Below are 22,537 nucleotides of genomic sequence, written 5' to 3' on the forward strand. Positions count from 1 at the left end.
GATTCTCCTTAGCTGACCACGTTTTCGACACGGCGGTTCTTGATGCGGCCCTCGGCCGTGTCATTGCTGGCGATCGGGTTCGCCGAGCCGAGACCCTTGGCGGTGATGTGATCGGTGGCAACGCCGTGGGCCACGAGGAAGTCGGCCACCGTCTGGGCACGCTGAGCGCTCAACGGAATGTTGAGGCCTTCGCTGCCGCTGTTGTCCGTGTAGCCGTTGACCGTCACCTTGGCATCCGGACACGCCCTCAACTTGTCCACCACCTGAGTCAGGACCTTATTGCTGTCCGGGGTCAGGCTCACCCCATCGTTCCCGAAGGCGATCGCCCCACCGGTCAGCGCCGTGACGGCCGCCTGCAGGTCGGCACATGCGCCGGTGGCCGCGGGACCCGTCGGAGGGGTGCTGCCAGCAGGCTGCCCCTTGACCTCGATCTGGTTTTCCACGTTCACGTCGGGCCAAACGCTCGTTGCCGCGCTTCCGACCGCATCCTTCTGGTCCGGCGATGCGGCGGTTCCGGTCAAGGTGATGGTGTCCCGTTCCACCTTGAGGGTGAAATCCGGAATCGGCCCGCTGGCGGAGAAAACAGGTTCGGCGTTGGAGAAATCAAGCGCGCGGACCTTGGGATCGATCTGGATCTGATCGACCACGGTGACATTTTGACTCAGCAGACCCTTGAGCGACGTCATCAGCGCCGCTTTGGCATCTTCATTGGGAAAATCGCCGATTAGCGTCAGGGTATTGCCACTGCGGCTCACCGACAGCAATGACAACGACAACTCGGGCCGATCTGGCTTAGCGGAACTCGCCGTAACGGTCGGCAGCTCACCGGTCGGCCCGTTGACCGACGTCGGACGCTGGTAGGCGCCGTAACCGAGCGCCGCCAACAGCAATGGAATAACCACCACGCCGATTAGCCAGGAAACGCCCAGCGGGCGCCGTTCGAATTTCGGTTCCTTCGGCGCCTCGGTGGGTGCGGGCGCCTCGTCCAAGCCCGCGTCGGTACCCACCCGTACTTCTCCTTAACGTCAGTTGGTTGCACAGCCCTCGCGGTGCCCCTGGCGATATGCAGCCTACCGACTCCCCGCCAGAGCAATTACCGATGTCAGGCACACTGGAGCAATGGCTAATGGGAGGAAACCGACGGATAGTGAAACCCTGGCCCATATCCGCGACCTTGTCGCCGAGGAGAAGGCATTGCGTGAGCGGCTTGTGCACCGCGAAATCTCCGAGTCAGAGGAGCATGAACGACTGCGCCTCATCGAAATCGAACTCGACCAGTGCTGGGATCTGCTGCGCCAGCGCCGGGCGCTGCGGGAGACCGGCGGCGACCCGCGGGAGGCAAGCGTGCGTCCCGCCGGCCAGGTCGAGGGATACTCCGGCTGACACGACCCCGCACTGACACCAGAATGAAAGAATTCGATGTCGTCGTTGTCGGCGGCGGCCACAATGGCCTGGTCGCGGCCGCGTACCTGGCACGGGCGGGTCTGCGCGTGCGGGTGCTCGAGCGCCTGGGACACGTCGGCGGGGCAGCAGTCTCGATCCAGGCGTTCGACGGCGTCGAGGTTCGTCTATCCCGGTATTCCTACCTGGTCAGCCTGCTGCCGCCGCAGATCATCAAAGACCTGGGTGCCCCGGTCCGGCTAGCCCGGCGCCAGTTTTCGTCCTATACCCCCCAACCTGACACGCACGGACGCTCCGGCCTGCTGATCGGGACCGCCGGCGACGACACCTTTGCCGCGGTCGGCGCGGCCGGCGATGAGCCCGGGTTTGCCGCGTTCTATCGGCGCTGCCGGCTGGTGACCGAACGCCTGTGGCCGACGCTGCTCGAGCCGCTACGCACCCGCGACCAGGCCCGCCGCACCGTGGTGGACTGTGGCGCCCCCGAGGCACTCGGCGCCTGGCACGCCATGATCGAGGAACCGATCGGACGCGCCATCACCGCCGCGGTGCACGATGACCTGGTTCGTGGCGTGATCGCTACCGACGCGCTGATCGGCACCTTCGCCGGGCTCGACGAGCCGTCTTTGACCCAGAACATCTGCTTCCTCTATCACCTGCTCGGCGGCGGCACCGGTGACTGGGACGTCCCGATCGGTGGCATGGGTTCGGTGACCGCGGGGCTGGCCGCCGCCGCCACCGGATACGGCGCCGAAATAGTGACCGGCGCGGAAGCTGTCGCGGTCACCCCGAACGGTGACGTGCGCTATCGCGCTGGCGACGACGAACACCTGGTTCGCGGGCGCTTTGTGCTGGCCGGCGTCACCCCAGCGGTCCTGGCAAAGCTGCTCGGCGATACCGAACCATCCTTGGCCCCGGGCGCACAGGTCAAGGTGAACATGGTGCTGCGGCGACTACCCCGGTTGCGTGATGCCGTCGTCACACCCGAACAAGCATTCGCCGGGACATTCCACGCCAACGAAACCTGGACCCAGCTGGAAGCCGCGCACCAGCGCGCGGCCGCTGGGCATCTGCCGGATCCGTTGCCGTGCGAGGCGTACTGCCATTCGCTGAGCGATCCGAGCATCCTGTCGCCCGCGTTACGTGACGTCGGCGCGCAGACCATGACGGTGTTCGGCCTGCACACGCCGCACTCGGTGTTCGGAAACGCCGACCCCGACGTGCTGCGCGACCAACTCACCGCAGCGGTGCTGGCCTCACTGAACTCGGTCCTGGCCGAGCCGATTCAGGACGTGCTGCTGACCGACGCGGATGGTCGGCCGTGCATCGAGACCACGACCACCGCAGACCTACAGCACACGCTGCACATGACCGCCGGAAACATTTTCCATGGCGCGCTATCGTGGCCATTCGCCGAAAACGACGACACCCTGGCCACCCCCGCCCAGCAATGGGGGGTGGCCACCAACCACGACCGCATCATGCTGTGCGGCTCGGGCGCCCGGCGGGGCGGCGCGGTGTCGGGTATTGGCGGGCACAACGCCGCTATGGCGGTGTTGGCCTACCTGCGGCAAGACCGCTGACCGACTACCGCCCGTCCATCGCGACGTAGTCGCGCTCGGTGTAACCGGTGTAGATCTGGCGCGGACGCCCGATCTTGCTGTCGCCCTCGTCGTGCATTTCGCGCCAGTGCGCGATCCAGCCCGGCAGCCGGCCCAGCGCAAACAGCACGGTGAACATCCGGGTGGGGAAGCCGAGGGCACGGTAGATCAGGCCGGTGTAGAAGTCGACGTTGGGGTAGAGCTTGCGCTCGATGAAGTAGTCGTCGGTCAACGCCGCCTCTTCGAGCTCCTTCGCGATACCCAGCAGGGAGTCATCGCCGCCGAGCTTGGACAGGATCTTGTCGGCCTGCTCCTTGACGATCCTGGCGCGGGGGTCGTAGTTCTTGTAGACGCGGTGGCCAAAGCCCATCAGCTTGACGCCGGCTTCGCGGTTCTTCACCTTGCGGACGAACTCGCTCACGTCGTCGCCGCTGTCGCGGATCTGCTCGAGCATCTCGAGCACCGCCTGGTTGGCACCGCCGTGCAGCGGGCCCCAGAGGGCGTTGATGCCGCCCGAGATCGAGGTGAACAGGTTGGCCCGGGAGGAACCCACCAGCCGCACCGTGGAGGTCGAGCAGTTCTGCTCGTGGTCGGCGTGCAGGATGAACAGCATGTCCAGCGCCCGCACCACCTCAGGGTCGGGGTGGTAGGGCTCGGCGGGGAAGCCGAACGTCATCCGCAAGAAGTTCTCGACCAGCGTCAGGGAGTTCTCCGGGTAGAGGAACGGCTGGCCAACCGACTTCTTGTAGGCGTAGGCGGCGATGGTCGGCAGCTTGGCCAGCAACCGGATCGTCGAGAGCTCAACCTGCTCGCTGTCCATCGGGTCCAGCGCGTCCTGGTAGTACGCCGAGAGCGCATTGACCACGCTGGACAGCACCGGCATCGGGTGGGCGTTGCGGGGGAAACCGTCGAAGAACCGCTTGAGGTCCTCGTGCAGCATGGTGTGGCGCTGGATCCGGCCGGTGAACTGGGCGAGCTGGTCGGTGTTGGGCAACTCGCCGTAGATCAGCAGGTAGCAGACCTCGATGAAGGTCGACTTCTCCGCCAGCTGGTCGATCGGGTATCCGCGGTAGCGCAGAATGCCGGCGTCACCGTCGATGTAGGTGATTGAGCTTTTGCACGACGCGGTATTGACGAAGCCGTTGTCGAACGTGGTGTGTCCGGTCTTGGACAGCAGCGGGCCGAGCGCAATGCCGTCAGCACCCTCGGTGGCATGGGCGATCTGCAGGTCGATCTCGCCCCCCGGGTACTTCAGAGTTGCGGTGTCGTCGGTGTCGGACACGAGACCCCTTTGCGTTCTGGCTGATATGACTGCCCCACTCGGTGCGTATAGCTGAAGGTAGTCGTTGACACGATGGCGCGCCTGCCCGGGGTCGTATCTGCTGGTCCGGTCGATCTCCGCGACCCTGCTGCCCGGTGGCCATGACGGGCCACCGTGGCATGCCCCGACAAACCCTTTGCATATTCCGTGCGGAAGCCGGATGAACGGTCAGAAAAGCGAATGCGCGCGATCGAGCGGATTGCCGACCGTGCCACACCCCGCTCATCCGCCCCTCGCGAGTCATTGATATTCAGCGACAAATATTTCCGCAGGAACTATTTCACAGACTTAAATCACGCGGTCCACCGGTGCACCGATCGAAGCGCCGGAAATCGCGCGTGACCCGGCTACCAGGCCAGGACCTCGGGCCGGCGACGCAAGTGATACTGATCGAGGTCGGGATTGGCGAGCATGGCCCGATGCTCGGCCGGCGCGAATGGCCACACCTCCGGCACCCAATCATCGTTCAGATACCAGCTGCTGCAACCCGTCGTCCACACCGTCTTGGGCATCGCAGCCCGCAGCTTGGCATTGAATTCATCGGTTGCCCACGACGTCGGCTCGACCGTGTCGAACTCGCCGCTGCGCCACCGCTGTATCCAGCGCAATATGTGATCGGCCTGCGATTCGGCAATGCCGGTCAACGGGTAATTCCCCACCGGACTATGCGGACCCAGCATCATGAAAAAGTTCGGAAAGCCCGGCATTGCCACCGTCTGATACGCATATGGGCCGCCGCGCCATAGCTCGTCGATCTCGACACCGTCGCGGCCGATCAGCTTCATCGGCCGGAAGAACGCGTGCGAGTCGAATCCGGTGGCGAGCACGATGACGTCCACCTCGCGCAGCACCCCGTCGTCGGTCACGATGCCCGCGTTTTCAATGCGGTCGATGCCCGTGGTGACCAGCTCGACATCGTCACGCTGGATGGCACGGTAGAACCCCGAGGACATCACCAGCCGCTTACACATCGGCTGGTAGTCCGGAGTCAAAGCCTGGCGCAGGTGTGGATCCCGGACCAGGCGCAGGCTGGCACGGCACGTCATCCCCGTTACGCGGCGATGCCAGCCCGGCCTGGTCAGCGCCGCGGTGAATTGCTCGAAGGCCCGGCCCCATATCTTGTAGGCCAACGATTCGAGCCACGGCGCCCCGCGGTAGCAGGCACGACTCACCTTTGAGTACTGCCTGTTAGGCCACGGCAGGATCCACTGCGGGGTGCGCTGGAACATGGTGACCTTGGCCGCCACACCCGCCAGGGCGGAGACGAGTTGCACGCCGGTTGATCCGCTACCGATCACCGCCACGCGCCGCCCCTGCACCGCGACCCGTTGATCCCACCGGGCCGAGTGAAAGGCGCTGCCTCCGAAGTCGTCCAAACCTGCGATCGCCGGCACCCGCGGGTGGTACAGCAAGCCGGTGGCCACGATCAAGAAGTCGACCGCCGTCTCTTCGCCGCTATCCGTCACCACCGACCAGTGATCGTCTTCAAATCGCGCGCTGACGATTTCGGTCCCGAAACGAATCCGGTCCCGCAATCGATAACGGTCGGCAATCCCACAGAAGTAGGATTGAATTTCGCCGCCCGGCGAGAATAAGTTCGACCAATCCGGATTCTTGGCAAACGAGTACTGATAAAGCCGCGAAGGCACATCACAGACCAGGCCCGGATATGTGTTCTCACGCCATGTCCCACCGACCTCGTCGGCCTTCTCGTAGATGGTGACATCGGTAATTCCACTGTTGAGCAACTTAATTGCCATGCAGATTCCGGCCATACCTGCGCCAACGATGGCGACGGAAGGATCACGCCTTGTCATTGATCAGTTGCTCCCAATAAACGCGCACTACCAAAACTTCCTTCTAAAACTTCCTTCTAAAATGCCGTTCGATAATGCGACATGCAAAAAGGCTGCGTTGACACAACAAGATTAGGGCCCAGTACCCGCCGCTGTCAAATTAAGCCGAAAGCGCTACATAGATCAGAATCCGATTCTGATTAATGCAGCGCGCGGAAATTGAATGCATTATGCACCCGGCGCGATAATCACCGGCCGCAATTAGTGCGAAAGGTTTGCCGATCTCAGGGTTGCAGACGTTCGATCTGTGTGCCGCTGACCCGAATCCGATTGTGCACCCGGTTCTCCCGGCCCTGCCAGAACTCGACCACCTCAGCTGCGATGAGATAGCCGCCCCAATTCGGCGGCACCGGGATGCGCTCGACGTCGGCAAAGCGCGCCGTCACCTGCGCCAATTTGTCGAGCAATGCCGCGCGCGACGCGATCGGCTGCGACTGGTGCGACGCCCATGCGCCCAGCTGAGACCCACGCGGCCGCAAAGACCAGTAGTCCTGGGTCACCTGCGCAGCGACCCGGCTCACCGGGCCACGGACGTGAACTTGGCGCCCCAGCTGGTACCACGGAAACGTCACGGACGCGTACGGAGTCTCGGCCAGGTCGGCGCCCTTGGCCGAGTCATAGCTGGTGAAAAACGTAATTCCGGCCTCATCGACCGCCTTGCACAGCACCGACCTGCTAACCGGGCGCCCCTCCGAAACGGTGGCCAGCACCATCGCGTTGGGTTCGGCGATCCCGGCATGTTCCGCGTCGTCTATCCACTTACGAACCAGCGCAAGCCATCCGTGGCCGAGCCAGTCCGCATCCAGGTCGGGACTGGCATCCTTTTCGGGTGACCCATATTCCACCCGCATCGCGGCCAGGCGCTGCTCGTTTGGCCCTGTCATTGCGCCAACGCTACCGGTGGGGCTACTAGGCGGTAGTTTCCGCCCCGAGGTGGAGTGCAAGAATTTGGCTATGACTGTGGTCCCGGAAGATTTTGTCCCTGGCCTCAATGGCGTAGTCGCCTTCACCACCGAGATCGCGGAGCCGGATAAAGACGGTGGCGCGCTGCGCTATCGCGGCGTCGATATCGAAGATCTCGTTAGTCTGCGGGTGACTTTCGGCGATGTGTGGGCGCTGCTGGTCGACGGGGAATTCGGCCGCGGGCTGCCGCCCGCCGAGCCATTCCCGCTGCCGATCCACACCGGCGATGTACGAGTCGATGTTCAGGCTGGGCTGGCGATGCTGGCGCCCATCTGGGGCTACGCCCCACTGCTGGACATCGATGACGCCACGGCCCGCGAACAGTTGGCGCGTGCGTCGGTGATGGCGCTGTCGTACGTCGCTCAATCGGCACGCGGCATCTATCAGCCGGCCGTGCCTCAACGAGTTATCGACGAATGTTCAACGGTAACAGCGCGTTTCATGACCCGATGGCAAGGCGAACCGGACCCCAGGCACATCGAAGCCATTGACGCCTACTGGGTGTCGGCCGCCGAACACGGCATGAACGCCTCGACGTTCACCGCCCGCGTCATCGCCTCTACCGGCGCGGACGTCGCAGCGGCACTCTCGGGCGCGATCGGTGCGATGAGCGGGCCGCTGCACGGCGGTGCACCGGCCCGAGTCCTCCCCATGATCGAGCAGGTCGAGCGCACCGGAGACGCCCGCGGCCTGGTCAAGGGCATTCTGGACCGCGGCGAGAAGCTGATGGGCTTCGGGCATCGGGTCTACCGCGCGGAGGACCCGCGGGCGCGGGTGCTGCGCGCCACCGCCGAGCGGCTGGCGGCACCCCGGTACGAAGTCGCGGCGGCCTTGGAACAGGCGGCCCTGGCCGAGTTGCGTGAGCGCCGTCCCGACCGAGCCATCGAGACTAATGTCGAGTTCTGGGCCGCGGTCATTCTGGACTTCGCCGGCGTCCCGGCCAACATGATGCCGGCGATGTTCACCTGCGGGCGGACCGCCGGCTGGTGTGCCCACATTCTCGAGCAGAAGCGGCTGGGCAAGCTGGTCCGCCCCTCCGCGATCTACGTGGGGCCGGCGCCACGCACCCCGGAGTCGGTCGCGGGCTGGGACCGGGTGCTGACCACCGCATAGCACGCGCCCGGACAGGTCGAATCGAGCACCAAATGCCAAGCGCTACAAACTAGTTCGGGTAAGAGACGTTGGTGGTCTCGTAGTGGAAGGCAACCGCCGGAGGGCTGTGGTCCGACAACGGTTGCCCGTTGGAATTGTTGAAGTTGGGCGCCTCATTGCTGTAGGCGGTGGCCTGCAGCGTCACTCCCGTGCCACTGCGATAGAAGATCTTGTCGAGCAATTCGCATTCGTTGCCGACCATGCAGTCCGGCGCGAACGGCGGCGTGGTGGGGCCGTGCTCGACCTCCACCCAGGCGTCGGTGAGCCCGGTGGAACCGGCGAAGTCGAGCAGGCCGGCTTGGTCCTCGGAGTACAGCGCGTTGAAGTCGCCGGTGACGATCACCGCGCGGCCCGCGGAGTTCTGCAGGATGTAGTTGGCAAGCTGCCTGAGGTTGGCGTTGGTAAGCACCCCACCACCGGTGTTGGCATGCAGGTTGTAGAGGTCCATGGTGTTTCCGCCCGGCAGTTGCAGCTGGGAGTAGCTAAAACCCTTCGGGGTGAGGCAGTTGTCGGCATCGCATTGAAACCACGTCTGCCGGTCGAGTCTTTTCACCTTGAACACGGCGAGGCTATTGAGCCCGTCGGAGAAGGGCACACCGATCGGCCACAGCAAGGTGGGCGGGCTGGGCGGTGTCTGGCTGGGCATCCTGGACTTCTTGATCAGGAATTCGTGGTAGCTGAAATCCTCCTGGACGTTGGACACCGAGAAGTTGTTGAGCCGCTTCCCGATCTCCTTGGTGTAGAGAAAGCGCGGCAGCATCGCGCTGGAGAGCGGGAACGGCAGCCCGGCGATGTTGTACGTCAACATGCTGAAGTCGCCGCTGATCGTGTCGGTCGGGATGTTGCCAACGAAGATCGTCACGGTGGCGACGTCGTCGTGGCCGTGAAACGGGCCCAAGTATCCGACTAGCCCGTGCACGTGCAGGCTGGTGTCATCGCTGACCGCAACGGTGAACGTGTCGATGCCAACGAAATTCGGCTCGGGTGTGTAGACGAAGGCGGCCCTGCTCTCGTCGATGTTCACCATGCCGTGCTGAGGCCCACCAGGGGTGCCGCGGGGATTGACCTTGAAGGTCATCCTGTTGCCATCCGGGTCGTAGGCCGAAAACGGAACCAGGCCCGTCGAGCCGTTGACGTCGATCTTGAGTTGTTGGGGCGTGGCCACCGGCGTGCGGTTTTCGAGGATCGGCACCACTCCATTGCGGATTGAGGCCAGGAAATTGATCACGGCGTTGAGCAAGTCATCGGGGATGTTGCTGGGATCAAGCTGTAGCGTACCCACCCCTGGCGATGCCGCACCCGGCAGAGCCGTACCGGGCAGTGCCGCTCCCGGCTGCGCCGCACCGGGCACCGCACCCGGCTGTGCCGCCCCCGGCAGCAGAGACGCTGCGGTGTTCTCGCCGCCCGGCGGCGCGGGGACGTCGGCCCACGATTCACCATTGGAGGCGTCCGAATCAGTTGGTGCGGCATGGCCGATCGCCTGATCGGTTGCCACCGCAGCACCCACCACCAGAACGAACACCAGCGCCCCGACCCGGACCGCATGGCTGGCGTAACCCATAAATTCTCCTTGTGCCTCCACCGGGAAAGTGGATTCGTCGGATGACGCTTTGCCGGTCGATGAGCAAGCTCGCGGTGGCTCGCCGGGCAAGCTCGATGCGAGCCAGGCCCAGCAAAGCCAACGACCCGTCCGACGGCATCGACTGACAAAGTGGCGGTATTGAGGTGTCGCGCTGCTAACCAGGATGTTCGAGGTGTGCAACCGGGAGGTCCGTAACGTGCAGCGAAGTCTGCTGCCCCACCAGAGCTATTGTCAATAAAGATCTTTGGAGCCGGAAGCCGCGGTCGAGCCCGCCCGAGTAACCCGCGTCCGGACATGCAGGACCGCCTCACCCGACGCATCATTAGCGCCCGCCCTGGCTCGACCGAATGCTCAAACACCCTGAATTCCAATTAAATTCATCCAGATCACCAGCCCATACCCTGGCCATCCCGATGATCCGCCGAGGGGAGCAAAAAGGCAGCAAGAAGGCACTGCCAGTGGCGACCGTTGCAGCGACGTTCTGTCGTGAGTGAATTGATCTTGCCAGCCGGATAGCGCACAAGAAACGCGATCAAAGTGGCCATAGTCATTGCAAGACAGCACTTATCACCTATACGCAGCCATCTCGAGTCAGCGCAGTTCAAGGTTTCTCCGCTGCCGCCCAACGCTTTTCGATGAGACAATCGGTGAGCGATGCCATCAGCATCCTCGTTTCGCCCAGGCTTCTGACTGCGGCGGATTTTCGGGTCGACCTATATGCCAAGATATTTCGTACATGACGAACCTACGCGTCAGTCGCTTTCACCCTCTCGGCCAACATTCGCATCCGACGCCGGAGCCCGGACACCAAAGCGACGCCAGTCCGCGATCGTGGATGTTCGGCCACCAAGGGTTGACATATCGCCAGGAAGTGCTAGAGGGGCACAATTCCCTCGCAAATCCCGTCAAAATCAGCGTGTTTCGTGACGTAATAGTCACCCGTGTCGCGATCCAATCGCATTCGCGCCGATACCGAAAAGTGCTCTCGCAGAATTGAAATCGTAGTCAACGGCGCCGCGTCTAGCGCTTTGGCGTCCACCAGGTCACTTGACGATCACTCGCCCATCACGGTCAGACAGTCACGGTGGACGCATCACAACATCGGCCCGCGGCCGGGAGCCGGCCGCAGCCAGCAACCGGGGGGCGAACCAGGGGCGGTCGGGAACCGAGGCGAACCGCACCGAGCGACGGCCACCGTCCGTCGCCTCATCCGCGCCTCATCCGCGCCTGACCTGCGCCTGATCTGCGCCTGATACAAGAGTCCCGCACAGGCGGCCAGCGCCCGTCCGGCCACAAGCCACCGGGGCTTGTCGGTGCCCCGCGGTTAAATGACGAACGCAGCGATGAGTTTGTGTCGCGGCTTGGGTCAGTACCGGTGAGCCCATTCGGGAAGCCAACAGCAAGGAGACTTTCATGGCAATCAACGTCGAACCCGCCCTGTCCCCCCACCTCGTCGTTCACGACGCCGCGGCCGCCATCGACTTCTACGTCAAGGCCTTCGGGGCCGAGGAGTTGGGCCGGGTGCCCGGTCCGGACGGCAGGCTGGTCCACGCCGCGCTTCGGATCAACGGCTCTACCGTGATACTCAACGACGACTTTCCCGAGATGTGCGGGGGCAAGTCGATGACACCGGTATCCCTGGACGGAACACCGGTCACTATCCATCTGACCGTCACCGATGTGGACGCGAAGTTCCAGCGGGCACTGGATGCCGGAGCCACGGTTGTGGCGCCGTTGGACGACCAATTCTGGGGAGACCGCTACGGAGTTGTCGCCGATCCTTTTGGCCACCACTGGTCGCTGGGCCAGCCGGTACGCGAGGTCAGCATGGAGGAGATCCAAGCGGCCATGTCCGCACAGGCGAGCAACTAACGCAGATCAACCCTGCCGTTGCGCAGGCGTCGCCGTACCGCGGCGCCTGCGCAACGGCGCGGCCTGACGACTTCGCTTACCTGCCGAGGATCGCCGCGAGCAAGCCACGAGACGGGCGCACCGGTGCCCCCGAGGCGGGGGTACCCAGCATGTCGGCCACATCGGTGAACTTGTTGCGCGGACGCCCCTCGGCGTTACCGCGTGCAATCTCGGCCGCGTCGATGGCAAACCATCCCGCGGAGTCGATGACGTCGGGTTCGCGGGTATGCACCAGCTTGGCCAACGCGGCCGGTTTGCACACCGGATCGCCCAGCTTGCCCGCGTTGAAGTCGGCGACCAGCGCCGCAACCGTCTGCAGCGAGCAGGACTTGTTGGTACCGATGAACCCGGAGGGCCCGCGCTTGATCCAGCCCGCGACATAGACACCTGGCACCGGGGCGCCGCGAACCGGGTCCACGACTCGGCCACCGTCATTGGGGACAACCGCCGCATTGTCGTCAAACGGCAGATCGCCAATCTTCGTGCCGCGATACCCGATCGACGTCAGCACCAGCCCCGCATCGAGGGTGCGCATTTCGTCGGTACCGGTCACCGAAAACTCCACGCCGCTGGCTCGCTGCTCACCACGCACCGATCGGGGGGTGAGTTGGTATGCCAGCCGGATGCGCGGGCCCGATGCCGCCGAGCCCTCCCCCAGCGTTGCCAAGATCTCCAGCTTGCGCTTGGTCAGTTGGTCAGAGACGGTTGCCAAATCGTCAAGGACCCGCTGACGATGGGCCGCGTCGAGAACCACCTCGGCGCAACCCGTGAGCCCGATCAGCTCGGGCAGAGTGAACGCCGAGTGGGCGGGTCCGCGGCGGGCGGCGATCACCACCTCGCGAACCGCCGAGTTGCGCAGTGCGCGCAGCGCCGGGTCAGCGATATCGGTGCGAGCCAGGTCGTCCGGATTCGCGGTGAGCATGCGTGCCACGTCGAGGGCGACATTTCCGTTGCCGATGATCACCGCGCGCTCGTGGCTCAGGTCGACAGGTAGGTCAGTGAAGTCTGGATGCCCGTTTATCCATGCGACCAACTCGGTCGCGGTACCGGTGCCCGGCAAGCCCATCCCATCGATGTGCAGACGACGATCATCGGGCGCGCCGACCGCATACACCACAGCGTGATGGTGGGCCAACAAATCCGCGTGACTCAGCTGCCTGCCGATCTCCACGTTGAGGTAGAACCGAAACCGGCGATGGCGTGCCACCCGGTCGAACAATCGGGTGACCCGCTTGGTGTTCTGATGATCCGGCGCCACACCGGCGCGCACCAAGCCGTAGGGCGTGGGCAGCTTCTCAAAGACGTTGACGCGCACGCCATGCTGAACCAGCAACTCGTCGGCGGCATACATCGCCGCGGGCCCGGACCCGACGATGGCGACGGTGAGGGGCTGGCTGCGCGGCCGAACCTGGGCAGCGGGGATCACCGGTGCCAGCTTTGACGTTGGCGGTAGCTTCTCGCCGCCCTGACGCTGCGGATAGTACGACGCATTGATTTCCACGAACGGCAGTTGCTTGGAGTCCAGCCGCGAGTCGGGCGCAATCGCACCCACCGGGCAGGCGCTCACACATGCACCACAGTCCACGCAGGCCACCGGATCGATATAGAGCATTTCCGACGTCGCGAAGCCGGGCTCGTCAGGTGTCGGGTGGATGCAATTGACCGGGCAGGCGAACACACAGGACCCGTCGTTGCAGCACGACTGGGTAATAACGTGCGGCATAGAACAGCTCGTAACGGCCTATGCGGCGGGCGAAGCGGCCAAGTGCTGGCGCTGCGGCTCGCTGCGATACCGAGACGGCTCCCCATCGATCTTGTAGATACGCCACATCAACCGCGCCGAGCGAGTCTGCATCAGACCGGTGTCGTGGGCCAGCATCCGCACGTCGGCGAACATGTCGCGCAACCACTTTCGCGACTCTGGCGATCTGAAGAACAGCTCCTTTTTGACCTCACGCGGGATGTCGAACTTCGCCCAGAACTCCTTCGGCGGCACCAGGATCGCATTGGCCAGCGACCGCATCGTCAGCGGCAAGTACAGCGAGATCCAGAACCGCTGCCGCTTGGTGAGCTTCGGCAAGCGTTTGCGGAGGAATTCGTGCGCAAACGAGATGTGCCGGGCTTCCTCGGCGACATGGATGGCCATCACCCGTTCCATGACCGGATGGAGCAACTTACCTTCGCGCAACACGTTCTTTTGGGTGTGGTCGATGGGCTCCTCGCCGGCGAGCACACCAATGAAGAACGCCACCGGCAGCGGGCCGGCCACCAATGGAACCAACGGCGAAATCCAACGCAACCGCCGGGGCATCCCGGGCACGTCGGCGCCGACACGGTTGACCATCTCCTGGAACATCATGGTGTGGTTGCACTCTTCGACCGATTCGTGCAGGCAGTACCGATACTCCGGTGATCCGTTGGGCATCCAGAAGGTGTAGTTCATCAGGCCCCTGACCAGGATGGACTCAAAATGCAGCCCAACCTTGGCCACGTTGGCCTGCCGCCACATCCCGATCTTGATCTTGCGTTCTTCGGATTGAGCCTGGTACCAGGGATGGCGCCCCAACGGGTCCGTTGCCGGGAGGATCCACCGGGGATCGTTGTCAGTGACAGCGAACTCCGGTGACTCCCAATCGATATCGGTGTACGGGTTGAAATTCCGCCGCACAGACCCCTCGGACAGTGTGGCGAGCATTTCCACGTACTCGGCGTCGTCGCGCACTTCCATATTGCGGCGCCACCGCCGAACCATTCGCGTCCTGGCCATTACAGCCCTCCTCGATGAGGTTTACATTCGGACGTATGATGAACATGGTACCGCTGGTACCGGGAATTATCCAGACCCTCGAAAGGGAGAGTGGCCCAAGCCCCAGCGGGCGGTCAACTGTGGGCTCGCTCACATCGGATCGCGCTGCCAGGTATTTTTCGGCCCGCTTGGTCACCACCGCGCCACCTCTCATTACCCTGATTACCATGGCTGACCAGCTCGCGACTTCCCTCGACATTCCCGCCAACCTCAAGCCCAGCGACGGGCGCTTCGGATGCGGCCCGTCCAAGGTCCGGCCCGCCCAATTGCAGGCCCTGACCAGCACCGCAGCCGAGCTGTTCGGCACCTCCCACCGTCAGGCACCGATCAAGAATCTGGTCGGCCAGGTGCGGTCGGGGCTGACCGACCTCTTTTCGTTGCCCGACGGCTACGAGGTCATTCTGGGCAACGGCGGCGCGACGGCGTTCTGGGACGCCGCGGCCTTCGGCTTGATCGACAAACGGTCGTTGCACCTGACCTACGGTGAGTTCAGCTCGAAGTTCGCCTCGGCCGTCGCCAAGAACCCGTTCATCGGCGACCCGATCATCATCAAGGCCGACCCGGGCAGCGCACCCGAACCGCAGGCCGACCCCTCCGTGGATGTCGTTGCCTGGGCCCACAACGAGACATCGACCGGTGTGGCGGTGCCGGTGCATCGTCCGGCCGGCTCAGGCGAAGCGTTGGTTGTCATCGACGCCACCTCGGGCGCCGGCGGCCTGCCGGTGGACATCACCGAGGTCGACGCCTACTACCTCGCGCCACAGAAGAACTTCGCCAGCGACGGCGGCCTCTGGCTGGCCATCATGAGCCCGGCCGCGCTGGCGCGCGTCGAGGCCATCGCCGCGTCCGGCCGGTGGGTCCCCGACTTCTTGTCGCTGCCGATAGCGATCGAGAACAGCCTGAAGAACCAGACCTACAACACTCCGGCGATCGCCACCCTGGTGCTGCTGGCCGAACAGCTCGACTGGCTGCTCGGCAATGGCGGGCTGGACTGGGCCGTCAAGCGCACCGCCGACTCGTCGCAGCGGTTGTACTCGTGGGCGCAGGAACGTCCCTACACCACCCCGTTCGTCAGCGATCCCGCCCTGCGCTCACAGGTGGTGGGCACGATCGACTTCGTTGACGACGTGGATGCCGCCGCCGTGGCCAAGACCCTGCGGGCAAACGGCATCGTCGACACCGAGCCGTACCGCAAGCTGGGCCGCAACCAGCTGCGGGTCGCGATGTTCCCCGCGGTGGAACCCGACGACATCAGCGCACTCACCCAGTGCATCGACTGGGTTGTCGAGCGTCTTTAACCTCGCCGTTATCAACCGGCAACCGTCCAGCGTGTCAGCGCGGCGGCAGCCTTTCGCTGCCGTAAAGTTCGCAACGTAACAGGTCCGGTGCCGACCTGCACGGAGCCTGCGAGGAGAAGCCATGCGGGAACTGAGAGTGGTTGGGCTCGACGCCGACGGCAAATACATTCTCTGCGAGGGTGTCGACTCAACCGAGAAATACAAGCTGCCCGCCGATGACCGGCTGCGGGCCGCGTTGAAGCGCCAACCGATACCGCCCGAGCAACCACAACTCGACATAGAAGTCACCAACATGCTCAGTCCCAAGGAAATTCAGGCTCGCATCCGCGCCGGGGCATCTGTCGAACAGGTCGCCACCGCGTCAGGCTCAGACATCGCGCGCATCCAACGCTTCGCCCACCCGGTGTTGCTGGAACGCTCGCGCGCCGCCGAACTGGCGACGGCCGCGCACCCCATGCTCGCCGACGGCCCCGCGGTTCTGACGCTGCTTGAAACCATCACCGCAGCGCTGGTGACCCGTGGCCTCAACCCCGAACGGCTCGACTGGGACGCCTGGCGCAACGAAGACGGCCGCTGGACGGTACAGCTGGCCTGGAAGGCCGGCCGCTCGGACAACCTCGCGCATTTCCGTTTCGCCCCGGGAGCCCACGGCGGCACGGTCACCGCGATCGACGACGCGGCCAGCGAACTAATCGACCCGGAGTACAAGGCACCGCTACGGCCCCTGGCACCGGTCTCGCACCTGGCCTTCGACGAATCCGCAAAGCCGGCCAAGCAGGCAAAGCCCGCCAAACCGGCGAAGCAGACCCCGCCCGCTCCGGCCGAACAACCGGCCAGCAGCCGCCGTGGCAAGCCGGCCATCCCGGCCTGGGAGGACGTGCTGCTCGGGGTGCGTTCGAGCGGCCAGCGCTAGCGGCTGCCCAATCCGGCGAGGCCGATCAGCGCCAACCACGCCACGGCCACACCCACCCCCGCTCCCAGCACAAACCAGCGCAGCACCGGGGTGTTCCGCCAGCCCCAGAGCGGCGGTGCCAGCCCGCCGACCGCCACGATGTTGAGACCGACCGCCAGCAGCGGATGCACGCGAATGAGCCCGATGCTGAGCACCGCATCGCCAACCCCTACCACCGCTGCGACAAAGGCGGCCACCGCCAAACCCGCAGCCCAGGGGACAGATTCACCGCGTTCGTCAGTCACTGGCCGAGCCTAGCCCGCTCATAGAAGGCCAAAGCGGCCGCCGTCGCCACGTTGAGCGAGTCGGTGCCCCGCGACATGGGGATGCGCACCCGCAGGTCGCTGATCCGCAGCGCAGCCGCCGTCAGTCCCAGTCCCTCCGCGCCCACCAGAGAGGCAACCGGTTGATCGCCCACGGCGTCCATCGCCTCGGGCAGCGCACGAGCGTCGCCCTTGGGTGTCAGCGCCAAGAGCCGAAATCCGCGTTCTTTCAGTGCGACAAGCTCCGCGGGCCAATCGGTTGCGCGCGCGTAGGGCACCAGCAACGCGTGCCCCATGGAGACACGCACCGCGCGGCGGTACAGCGGATCGGCGCAGCCGCTGCCGAAAATCACCGCATGCACGCCCAGGCCGGCCGCGTTGCGAAAGATCGAACTCAGATTCTCGTGGTCATTGACACCTTCGAGAACAGCGATGGTGCGGGCGCCATCCACGACTTGCCCAACGCTGGGCTCGACCACCCGGCTCGCGGCGGCCAACACGCCACGATTGAGGTGAAACCCGACCACCTGCGCCATGACGTCCGGGGAGACCCGGTAGTAAGGTGCCCCAACGCCGGACAGGTCTTCTTTCAGCTCGAGCAATCTGCGATCGGTCCCCAGCAACGCGCGCGGCGAAAACCGCGACGCCAGCATGCGCTGGACGACCAACACGCCCTCGGCGATCACCAGCCCTTTGCCCGACGGCAGGTCGGGCCGGCGGTCGATGCTGTTGAGGTCGCGGAAATCATCGAGGCACGGGTCGTAGGGATCGCTGACATCTCGCACATCGACGTCGCGAACATGGCTGTGCGCGGTCACGGGCTTTCGTCGACCAGCGCCATCATGATGTCGGCGGCGTTGCGCAGAATGTCGCGCTTGTCGCCGTCCAGCGTCGCCAAGCGCTCGGCCAGCCATTCCTGGCGGGCCCGCCGCGCCGCTTTGACCAGCTCCGCACCCGCTTCGGACACCGAGACCAGCACCTGGCGGCCGTCAACGGGGTGCGGCGTGCGATCCACCAGACCCATGTCGGCCAGGGAAGCGATCACCCGAGTCATCGACGGTGGGCGGACTCGCTCGCGGATCGCCAACGCGCCGGGTGTCATCGCGCCCTCATTGGCCAACGTGGTCAATGCCGACAACTGAGACAACGACACCGGCGACGAGGGGTTCCGAAATCGAAGTTGGCGGGCCAACCGCATAACTGCCAACGACAAGTCGCTAGCCAGCCGCCCATCGCTGTCAGGCACAGCGCGAGGTTACATCGGAACGCAATGGCGCGGGTTCAGAACGGCAAACCCATGCCCGCCGTGTCCGACGGCCAGGATTCGGCGCGACCGCCCGCGACCGCTTTGGCACACCGCTTACCGAAGCCTGGCCGCGCCCGGGGCGGCCTGGGCCGATGGGGCGCTCGCGGACACGAGAACGACCCCGCCGTCGGCGCGAGGGCAAACCCACCTGCATCCGCACGGCCGCCTGGATGGCGACTTGGCTATCTTGGAGACACGATGAGTATCGAGCCCGACCAAAGCCCCGAACCGCCTCCGCTACCGGCGGTCCTGCTCGAGGTGTGGCCGGTCATCTTGGTCGGAGCGCTCGCCTGGTTGGGCGCGGCCATGGCGGCGTTCCTGGTCCCCAGTCTGCAGGGCTGGCGTCCAGTGACGGTGGCCGGACTGGTGGTGGGATTGTTCGGTACCTGCCTTTTCGTCTGGCAGCTTGCCGCTGCCCGCCGCGGTGCGCGCGGCGCTCAGGCCGGACTCGAGACCTACCTCGACCAGCAAATCGACTAGTAATTGCCTACCCGGGAGGACCCATGGCATCTCCGCTGTTGCAAACGCACATTGATATCGACGCGCCACCCTCGATGGTCTGGGCGTTGATATCCGATCTGCGACGGATGCCCGAGTGGAGCCCGCAGTGCCGCTGGATGCACCAATTCGGCCCGTTGCGCCAGGACACCCGCACCCTGAACTTCAACCGCCGCAACCGCCTGTTCTGGCCCACCAGCTCCCGAATCGTGGAGGTCATCCCCGAGCAGAAGCTAGCATTCCGGGTCGATACCAACCGCACGATCTGGAGCTATGAGCTGGCGCCGCACGGCGCGGGAACCCGGCTGACCGAGAGCCGTCACGCCGAAAACGGCGTCAGCGCATTCTCGAGCATGTCGGTGAATGCCCTGCTCGGCGGCAACACGAACTTTGAACGTGAGCTGGTCGAAGGCATGAACACCTCGCTGGCCAGGATCAAGGCTGCCGCCGAAGCAGGCTAGTCCGACGACTCGGCCGGCTTCTCCACGACATCGAGCACTCCGTCGTCATACGGCTCGTACATCGGTGAGCCGGTGCCCGCCGGAGCGGGGGTATCCGAGTGCGCGCCGCAACCGTACTGCTTGTCGACAACGCGTCCGTCGGCCGCCAGTTCGTTACCGCATACCCCGAACATCACGCCCAGCGATCCGGCCAGCGGTAGGAAGAACCCACAGTCTCGACACACTCGCTTGGTCGATCGCGCCATCGGCGAGTCGGGGCCGCAGTCTCCGTCGTGCCATCGTTGCGCCGCCTCGGCACGGCCCCAACCGCTCATCACCCAGCGCCGGCCGAGCCCGACCTCTGCCGCGGTCTCATCGACCTGAGCGTCACCGCTGGCGGCGTAACCCGGCACCAGCCGTGGATCGTCCTTCGCCGGCGCCAGCAGGTCTCCCGGGCTTAGATCCCCCGGCCGTACCCGCTGCTCCCACGGCACCCAGGCCGGCGCCAGCAGCGCGGTTGGGCCCGGGACCAGCACCACCTCACTGACGGTGACCCGATCGGCACCGACGTAGCTGGCCACCACTGCGGCCCACTGCCAGCCCTGGTAGCCGGGCAGATGCGCCAGGAATCGGTGGGTGGCGGCATTGGGATCTTCGTAGCTGACGCCCAGGTAATCTCCGACAGCCTCGGCGCCGCTGAACTCCTCGACAGCCTCCCTGGCCAGCGCAACCGCACCCGTGAGCGTCGGCGCCAGCTCTTCGGGCCACTCGGCCACGGCCGTCGCGGAGGATTCCGTCGAGTCCTCAAAGGGTCCGGTCACATTCCCTTTCCTTTCTGCAAGCGACTCCCATACTGCCGGAAGACACGGGAGGCGAGCCACACCCGGTTGCCTACACGGGGCGGCGAGATAGGACAGAATTGATTTGTGTCTGGATGGCGGCGTGATCACCAGGGCCGAATGGCCGCGTCCCCGGGCCGCCGCACCCGAAACGGATCGGTCAGTGAGCACCCGGGGATGGCGAACTACCCCACCGACGGCCCCGGCAACCGTCGCACGCGCCGTCCACCGCCCATGCCAAGCGCCAACCGCTACCTCCCGCCGCTGGACCGGGAGCCGGAATCCGAAGACGACGCGGAGGGGAACGAGGCGCCCCCACCACCCCCGCGCGGTCTCAGCAGCGGTGAACGGATCACCGTCACCCGCGCCGCGGCAATGCGCAGCCGGGAGATGGGTTCGCGGATGTACTGGATGGTCCAGCGCGCCGCGACCGCCGACGGCGCCGACAAGTCGGGGTTGACCGCGCTGACGTGGCCGACGATGGCTAACTTCGCGGTCGACTCCTCGATGGCTGTAGCACTGGCCAACACCTTGTTCTTCGCGGCGGCCAGCGGCGAGAGCAAATCCAAGGTGGCCCTCTACCTGCTGATCACGATTGCTCCGTTCGCCGTGGTCGCCCCGTTGATCGGTCCCGCGCTGGACAAACTGCAGCACGGCCGGCGCGTCGCGTTGGCGCTCTCGTTCGGACTTCGCACGGTGTTGGCCTTGGTGCTGATCATGAACTACGACGGGGCCAGCGGAAGCTTCCCGTCCTGGGTGCTCTATCCCTGCGCACTGGCCATGATGGTGTTGTCGAAGTCCTTCAGCGTGCTGCGCAGTGCCATGACGCCCCGGGTGATGCCGCCGTCCATCGACTTGGTGCGAGTCAACTCCCGCCTGACGGTATTCGGCCTGCTCGGCGGGACCATGGCCGGCGGTGCCGTCGCGGCGGGGGTCGAGTTCGCCTGCACCCGCCTGTTCGAGTTGCCGGGAGCGCTGTTCGTCGTTGTCGCGGTCACCGTGGCCGGTGCGCTGCTGTCCATGCGCATTCCGCGCTGGGTCGAGGTGACCGCGGGCGAGGTTCCCGCGACACTGAGCTACCACCGCGACCGTGACAGGCAACGCCGAAGCTGGCCCGAAGAAGTCAAGAATCTCAGCGGAGCATTGCGACAACCCTTGGGCCGCAACATCATTACCTCGCTGTGGGGTAACTGCACCATCAAGGTGATGGTCGGCTTCCTGTTCTTGTACCCGGCGTTTGTCGCCAAGGCCCACGATGCCAACGGGTGGGTTCAGCTGGGGATGCTGGGCTTGATCGGCGCGGCGGCCGCAATCGGCAATTTCGCCGGAAACTTCGCCAGCGCTCGCCTACAGCTGGGTAGGCCGGCGGTGCTGGTAGTGCGCTGCACCGTGGTGGTCACCGCTTTCGCGCTGGCGGCCGCGGTGGCCGGCAACCTCGTGACTGCCGCCATCGCCACCTTGGTCACGTCGGGCTCGAGTGCGATCGCCAAGGCCTCACTGGATGCGTCGTTGCAACACGACCTCCCGGAGGAATCGCGGGCATCGGGCTTTGGCCGCTCGGAGTCGACCCTGCAGCTGGCATGGGTCCTGGGCGGGGCGGTCGGCGTGCTGATCTACACCGACCTGTGGATCGGCTTCACCACGGTCAGCGCGCTGCTGATCCTGGGTCTGGCACAAACAATTGTCAGCTTTCGGGGCGACTCGCTGATACCCGGCCTCGGGGGCAACCGTCCCGTCATGGCCGAGCAGGAGACCACGCGCCGGGGGACCGCAACGGCGGGAGTGGGACCGCAGTGAAACGCTGGATGACTGCGCTGATCGCAGTCGTGGTGCTGGGGTTGTCGGCGAGCGCGGGCGTCGGCGCCTGGCTACTGGCACGCAATTCCGGTCCACAACGGCCCGAGATCAGCCTGTACTCACACGGGCACCTGACCCGGGTAGGTCCATACATGTACTGCGACGTGCTCAGGCTCGACGAGTGCCAGACGCCGCAGACTCAGGGCGAACTGCCGGTGACCGAACGCTATCCGGTCCAGCTGTCGGTCCCGCAGGCCATTTCCCGGGCACCGTGGCGGCTGCTGCAGCTCTACGACGACCCGACCAATACCACCGCCGTCATCTTCCGGCCGAACAGTCGGTTGGCTGTCACCATCCCCACCGTCGACCCGCAACGCGGGCGGCTCACCGGGGTGGTCGTGCAGTTGCTGACGTTGGTGGTCGATCCCTCCGGTGAACTGCGGGAGGCACCGCACGCGGAATGGTCGGTGCGCGTGGTCTTCTAGCCACCTCATTGGCTCACCGGGCGGCGCGCCGTCGGCAGATCTTCGCGGGACCCCCAACAACTCGACATT

The 22,537-nt window shown here is 65.1% G+C and carries 21 protein-coding genes; 10 read left to right on the forward strand and 11 right to left on the reverse strand.

The features are described from left to right. Nucleotides 1-8: 8 nt before the first annotated feature. Nucleotides 9-1,007 carry a channel-forming protein ArfA/OmpATb gene (arfA, locus tag CKW46_RS25505; protein WP_015357089.1) on the reverse strand — a complete coding sequence of 333 codons (999 nt, stop codon included), beginning with the start codon at nucleotides 1,005-1,007 and terminating at the stop codon, nucleotides 9-11. Between the two features lie 112 nt (nucleotides 1,008-1,119). Between arfA and CKW46_RS25510 the strand changes: the two genes are divergently transcribed. Together CKW46_RS25510 and CKW46_RS25515 are read left to right on the forward strand one after the other, a co-directional pair. After that, the gene (locus CKW46_RS25510) at nucleotides 1,120-1,383 is read left to right on the forward strand and encodes a DUF2630 family protein (RefSeq protein WP_011738616.1); all 264 of its coding nucleotides are present in this window, start codon (nucleotides 1,120-1,122) and stop codon (nucleotides 1,381-1,383) included. Between the two features lie 23 nt (nucleotides 1,384-1,406). Beyond that, entirely contained in the window at nucleotides 1,407-2,981 is a 1,575-nt protein-coding gene (locus CKW46_RS25515; RefSeq protein ID WP_015357090.1) for a phytoene desaturase family protein, read from the forward strand. Nucleotides 2,982-2,985: 4 nt separating this feature from the next. Here the strand turns inward: CKW46_RS25515 and CKW46_RS25520 are convergent, their stop codons facing one another. The 3 genes from CKW46_RS25520 to pdxH all read right to left on the reverse strand — a co-directional run bounded on the left by CKW46_RS25520 (nucleotide 2,986) and on the right by pdxH (nucleotide 7,060). Continuing rightward, nucleotides 2,986-4,281 carry a citrate synthase gene (locus CKW46_RS25520; RefSeq protein ID WP_012396181.1) on the reverse strand — a complete coding sequence of 432 codons (1,296 nt, stop codon included), beginning with the start codon at nucleotides 4,279-4,281 and terminating at the stop codon, nucleotides 2,986-2,988. 386 nt (nucleotides 4,282-4,667) lie between these two features. After that, nucleotides 4,668-6,137 carry a flavin-containing monooxygenase gene (locus tag CKW46_RS25525; RefSeq protein WP_015357091.1) on the reverse strand — a complete coding sequence of 490 codons (1,470 nt, stop codon included), beginning with the start codon at nucleotides 6,135-6,137 and terminating at the stop codon, nucleotides 4,668-4,670. A 263-nt stretch (nucleotides 6,138-6,400) separates the two neighbouring features. Further along, the gene (gene pdxH, locus CKW46_RS25530) at nucleotides 6,401-7,060 is read right to left on the reverse strand and encodes a pyridoxamine 5'-phosphate oxidase (protein WP_161964905.1); all 660 of its coding nucleotides are present in this window, start codon (nucleotides 7,058-7,060) and stop codon (nucleotides 6,401-6,403) included. Between the two features lie 70 nt (nucleotides 7,061-7,130). On the opposite strand from pdxH, the gene CKW46_RS25535 reads away from it, so the two are divergent. Further along, a complete protein-coding gene (locus CKW46_RS25535; RefSeq protein ID WP_012396184.1) occupies nucleotides 7,131-8,252 on the forward strand; it encodes a citrate synthase 2 in 1,122 nt (373 codons plus the stop codon). 49 nt (nucleotides 8,253-8,301) lie between these two features. Here CKW46_RS25535 and CKW46_RS25540 read toward each other — a convergent pair whose 3' ends face one another. Further along, nucleotides 8,302-9,852 carry an Ig-like domain-containing protein gene (locus tag CKW46_RS25540; protein ID WP_117437878.1) on the reverse strand — a complete coding sequence of 517 codons (1,551 nt, stop codon included), beginning with the start codon at nucleotides 9,850-9,852 and terminating at the stop codon, nucleotides 8,302-8,304. Between the two features lie 1,434 nt (nucleotides 9,853-11,286). Between CKW46_RS25540 and CKW46_RS25545 the strand changes: the two genes are divergently transcribed. Continuing rightward, complete coding sequence (locus CKW46_RS25545; protein WP_117437837.1) at nucleotides 11,287-11,745, forward strand: VOC family protein; 459 nt, start codon at nucleotides 11,287-11,289, stop codon at nucleotides 11,743-11,745. Nucleotides 11,746-11,821: 76 nt separating this feature from the next. On the opposite strand, the gene CKW46_RS25550 is transcribed toward CKW46_RS25545, so the two are convergent. Together CKW46_RS25550 and CKW46_RS25555 are read right to left on the reverse strand one after the other, a co-directional pair. Then, entirely contained in the window at nucleotides 11,822-13,507 is a 1,686-nt protein-coding gene (locus CKW46_RS25550; protein WP_482052549.1) for an FAD-dependent oxidoreductase, read from the reverse strand. Between the two features lie 18 nt (nucleotides 13,508-13,525). Then, the gene (locus CKW46_RS25555; RefSeq protein WP_117437838.1) at nucleotides 13,526-14,551 is read right to left on the reverse strand and encodes an AurF N-oxygenase family protein; all 1,026 of its coding nucleotides are present in this window, start codon (nucleotides 14,549-14,551) and stop codon (nucleotides 13,526-13,528) included. Between the two features lie 206 nt (nucleotides 14,552-14,757). Here CKW46_RS25555 and serC point away from each other — a divergent pair, with 206 nt between their 5' ends. Both serC and sepH read left to right on the forward strand, forming a co-directional pair. Then, a complete protein-coding gene (gene serC / locus CKW46_RS25560) occupies nucleotides 14,758-15,888 on the forward strand; it encodes a phosphoserine transaminase (RefSeq protein ID WP_482052550.1) in 1,131 nt (376 codons plus the stop codon). Nucleotides 15,889-16,009: 121 nt separating this feature from the next. Next, nucleotides 16,010-16,801, forward strand: a complete 792-nt coding sequence (gene sepH / locus CKW46_RS25565; protein ID WP_015357098.1) for a septation protein SepH — start codon at nucleotides 16,010-16,012, stop codon at nucleotides 16,799-16,801. On the opposite strand, the gene CKW46_RS25570 is transcribed toward sepH, so the two are convergent. From CKW46_RS25570 to CKW46_RS25580, 3 genes are read right to left on the reverse strand one after another with little or no spacing between them, the layout of a single operon-like run. Then, on the reverse strand, nucleotides 16,798-17,085 hold the full coding sequence (locus tag CKW46_RS25570; protein WP_015357099.1) for a DUF2537 domain-containing protein: 288 nt from the start codon (nucleotides 17,083-17,085) through the stop codon (nucleotides 16,798-16,800). The genes sepH and CKW46_RS25570 overlap by 4 nt on opposite strands. Continuing rightward, nucleotides 17,082-17,921 (reverse strand): TrmH family RNA methyltransferase, encoded by an 840-nt coding sequence (locus tag CKW46_RS25575; RefSeq protein WP_015357100.1) that lies wholly within the window; start codon nucleotides 17,919-17,921, stop codon nucleotides 17,082-17,084. Before CKW46_RS25575 ends, CKW46_RS25570 begins: the two co-directional genes overlap by 4 nt. Continuing rightward, on the reverse strand, nucleotides 17,918-18,349 hold the full coding sequence (locus CKW46_RS25580) for an Rv0880 family HTH-type transcriptional regulator (protein WP_020786033.1): 432 nt from the start codon (nucleotides 18,347-18,349) through the stop codon (nucleotides 17,918-17,920). The genes CKW46_RS25575 and CKW46_RS25580 overlap by 4 nt, the downstream gene beginning before the upstream one ends. A gap of 258 nt (nucleotides 18,350-18,607) precedes the next feature. On the opposite strand from CKW46_RS25580, the gene CKW46_RS25585 reads away from it, so the two are divergent. After that, the gene (locus CKW46_RS25585; RefSeq protein ID WP_020786032.1) at nucleotides 18,608-18,889 is read left to right on the forward strand and encodes a DUF2530 domain-containing protein; all 282 of its coding nucleotides are present in this window, start codon (nucleotides 18,608-18,610) and stop codon (nucleotides 18,887-18,889) included. 23 nt (nucleotides 18,890-18,912) lie between these two features. Further along, a complete protein-coding gene (locus CKW46_RS25590; RefSeq protein ID WP_117437844.1) occupies nucleotides 18,913-19,368 on the forward strand; it encodes an SRPBCC family protein in 456 nt (151 codons plus the stop codon). On the opposite strand, the gene CKW46_RS25595 is transcribed toward CKW46_RS25590, so the two are convergent. Beyond that, entirely contained in the window at nucleotides 19,365-20,168 is an 804-nt protein-coding gene (locus CKW46_RS25595) for a DUF3027 domain-containing protein (RefSeq protein ID WP_011738633.1), read from the reverse strand. The genes CKW46_RS25590 and CKW46_RS25595 overlap by 4 nt on opposite strands. Nucleotides 20,169-20,306: 138 nt before the next feature. Between CKW46_RS25595 and CKW46_RS25600 the strand changes: the two genes are divergently transcribed. Together CKW46_RS25600 and CKW46_RS25605 are read left to right on the forward strand one after the other, a co-directional pair. Further along, on the forward strand, nucleotides 20,307-21,983 hold the full coding sequence (locus CKW46_RS25600; protein ID WP_482052551.1) for an MFS transporter: 1,677 nt from the start codon (nucleotides 20,307-20,309) through the stop codon (nucleotides 21,981-21,983). A gap of 8 nt (nucleotides 21,984-21,991) precedes the next feature. Next, nucleotides 21,992-22,468, forward strand: a complete 477-nt coding sequence (locus CKW46_RS25605) for a DUF2771 domain-containing protein (protein WP_020729587.1) — start codon at nucleotides 21,992-21,994, stop codon at nucleotides 22,466-22,468. Nucleotides 22,469-22,537 lie beyond the last annotated feature (69 nt).

The organism is Mycobacterium liflandii (genome assembly GCF_022354805.1).
GTDB lineage: Bacteria > Actinomycetota > Actinomycetes > Mycobacteriales > Mycobacteriaceae > Mycobacterium > Mycobacterium marinum.

Excerpts from the sequence above, each read along its gene's own strand:
- CKW46_RS25510 (WP_011738616.1), top strand. The coding sequence starts at position 1,120 with ATGGCTAATGGGAGGAAACCGACGGATAGTGAAACCCTGGCCCATATC.
- CKW46_RS25515 (WP_015357090.1), top strand. The coding sequence starts at position 1,407 with ATGAAAGAATTCGATGTCGTCGTTGTCGGCGGCGGCCACAATGGCCTG.
- CKW46_RS25525 (WP_015357091.1), bottom strand. The coding sequence starts at position 6,137 with ATGACAAGGCGTGATCCTTCCGTCGCCATCGTTGGCGCAGGTATGGCC.
- pdxH (WP_161964905.1), bottom strand. The coding sequence starts at position 7,060 with ATGACAGGGCCAAACGAGCAGCGCCTGGCCGCGATGCGGGTGGAATAT.
- CKW46_RS25535 (WP_012396184.1), top strand. The coding sequence starts at position 7,131 with ATGACTGTGGTCCCGGAAGATTTTGTCCCTGGCCTCAATGGCGTAGTC.
- CKW46_RS25540 (WP_117437878.1), bottom strand. The coding sequence starts at position 9,852 with ATGGGTTACGCCAGCCATGCGGTCCGGGTCGGGGCGCTGGTGTTCGTT.
- CKW46_RS25545 (WP_117437837.1), top strand. The coding sequence starts at position 11,287 with ATGGCAATCAACGTCGAACCCGCCCTGTCCCCCCACCTCGTCGTTCAC.
- CKW46_RS25550 (WP_482052549.1), bottom strand. The coding sequence starts at position 13,507 with ATGCCGCACGTTATTACCCAGTCGTGCTGCAACGACGGGTCCTGTGTG.
- CKW46_RS25555 (WP_117437838.1), bottom strand. The coding sequence starts at position 14,551 with ATGGCCAGGACGCGAATGGTTCGGCGGTGGCGCCGCAATATGGAAGTG.
- serC (WP_482052550.1), top strand. The coding sequence starts at position 14,758 with ATGGCTGACCAGCTCGCGACTTCCCTCGACATTCCCGCCAACCTCAAG.
- sepH (WP_015357098.1), top strand. The coding sequence starts at position 16,010 with ATGCGGGAACTGAGAGTGGTTGGGCTCGACGCCGACGGCAAATACATT.
- CKW46_RS25585 (WP_020786032.1), top strand. The coding sequence starts at position 18,608 with ATGAGTATCGAGCCCGACCAAAGCCCCGAACCGCCTCCGCTACCGGCG.
- CKW46_RS25590 (WP_117437844.1), top strand. The coding sequence starts at position 18,913 with ATGGCATCTCCGCTGTTGCAAACGCACATTGATATCGACGCGCCACCC.
- CKW46_RS25600 (WP_482052551.1), top strand. The coding sequence starts at position 20,307 with ATGGCCGCGTCCCCGGGCCGCCGCACCCGAAACGGATCGGTCAGTGAG.
- CKW46_RS25605 (WP_020729587.1), top strand. The coding sequence starts at position 21,992 with ATGACTGCGCTGATCGCAGTCGTGGTGCTGGGGTTGTCGGCGAGCGCG.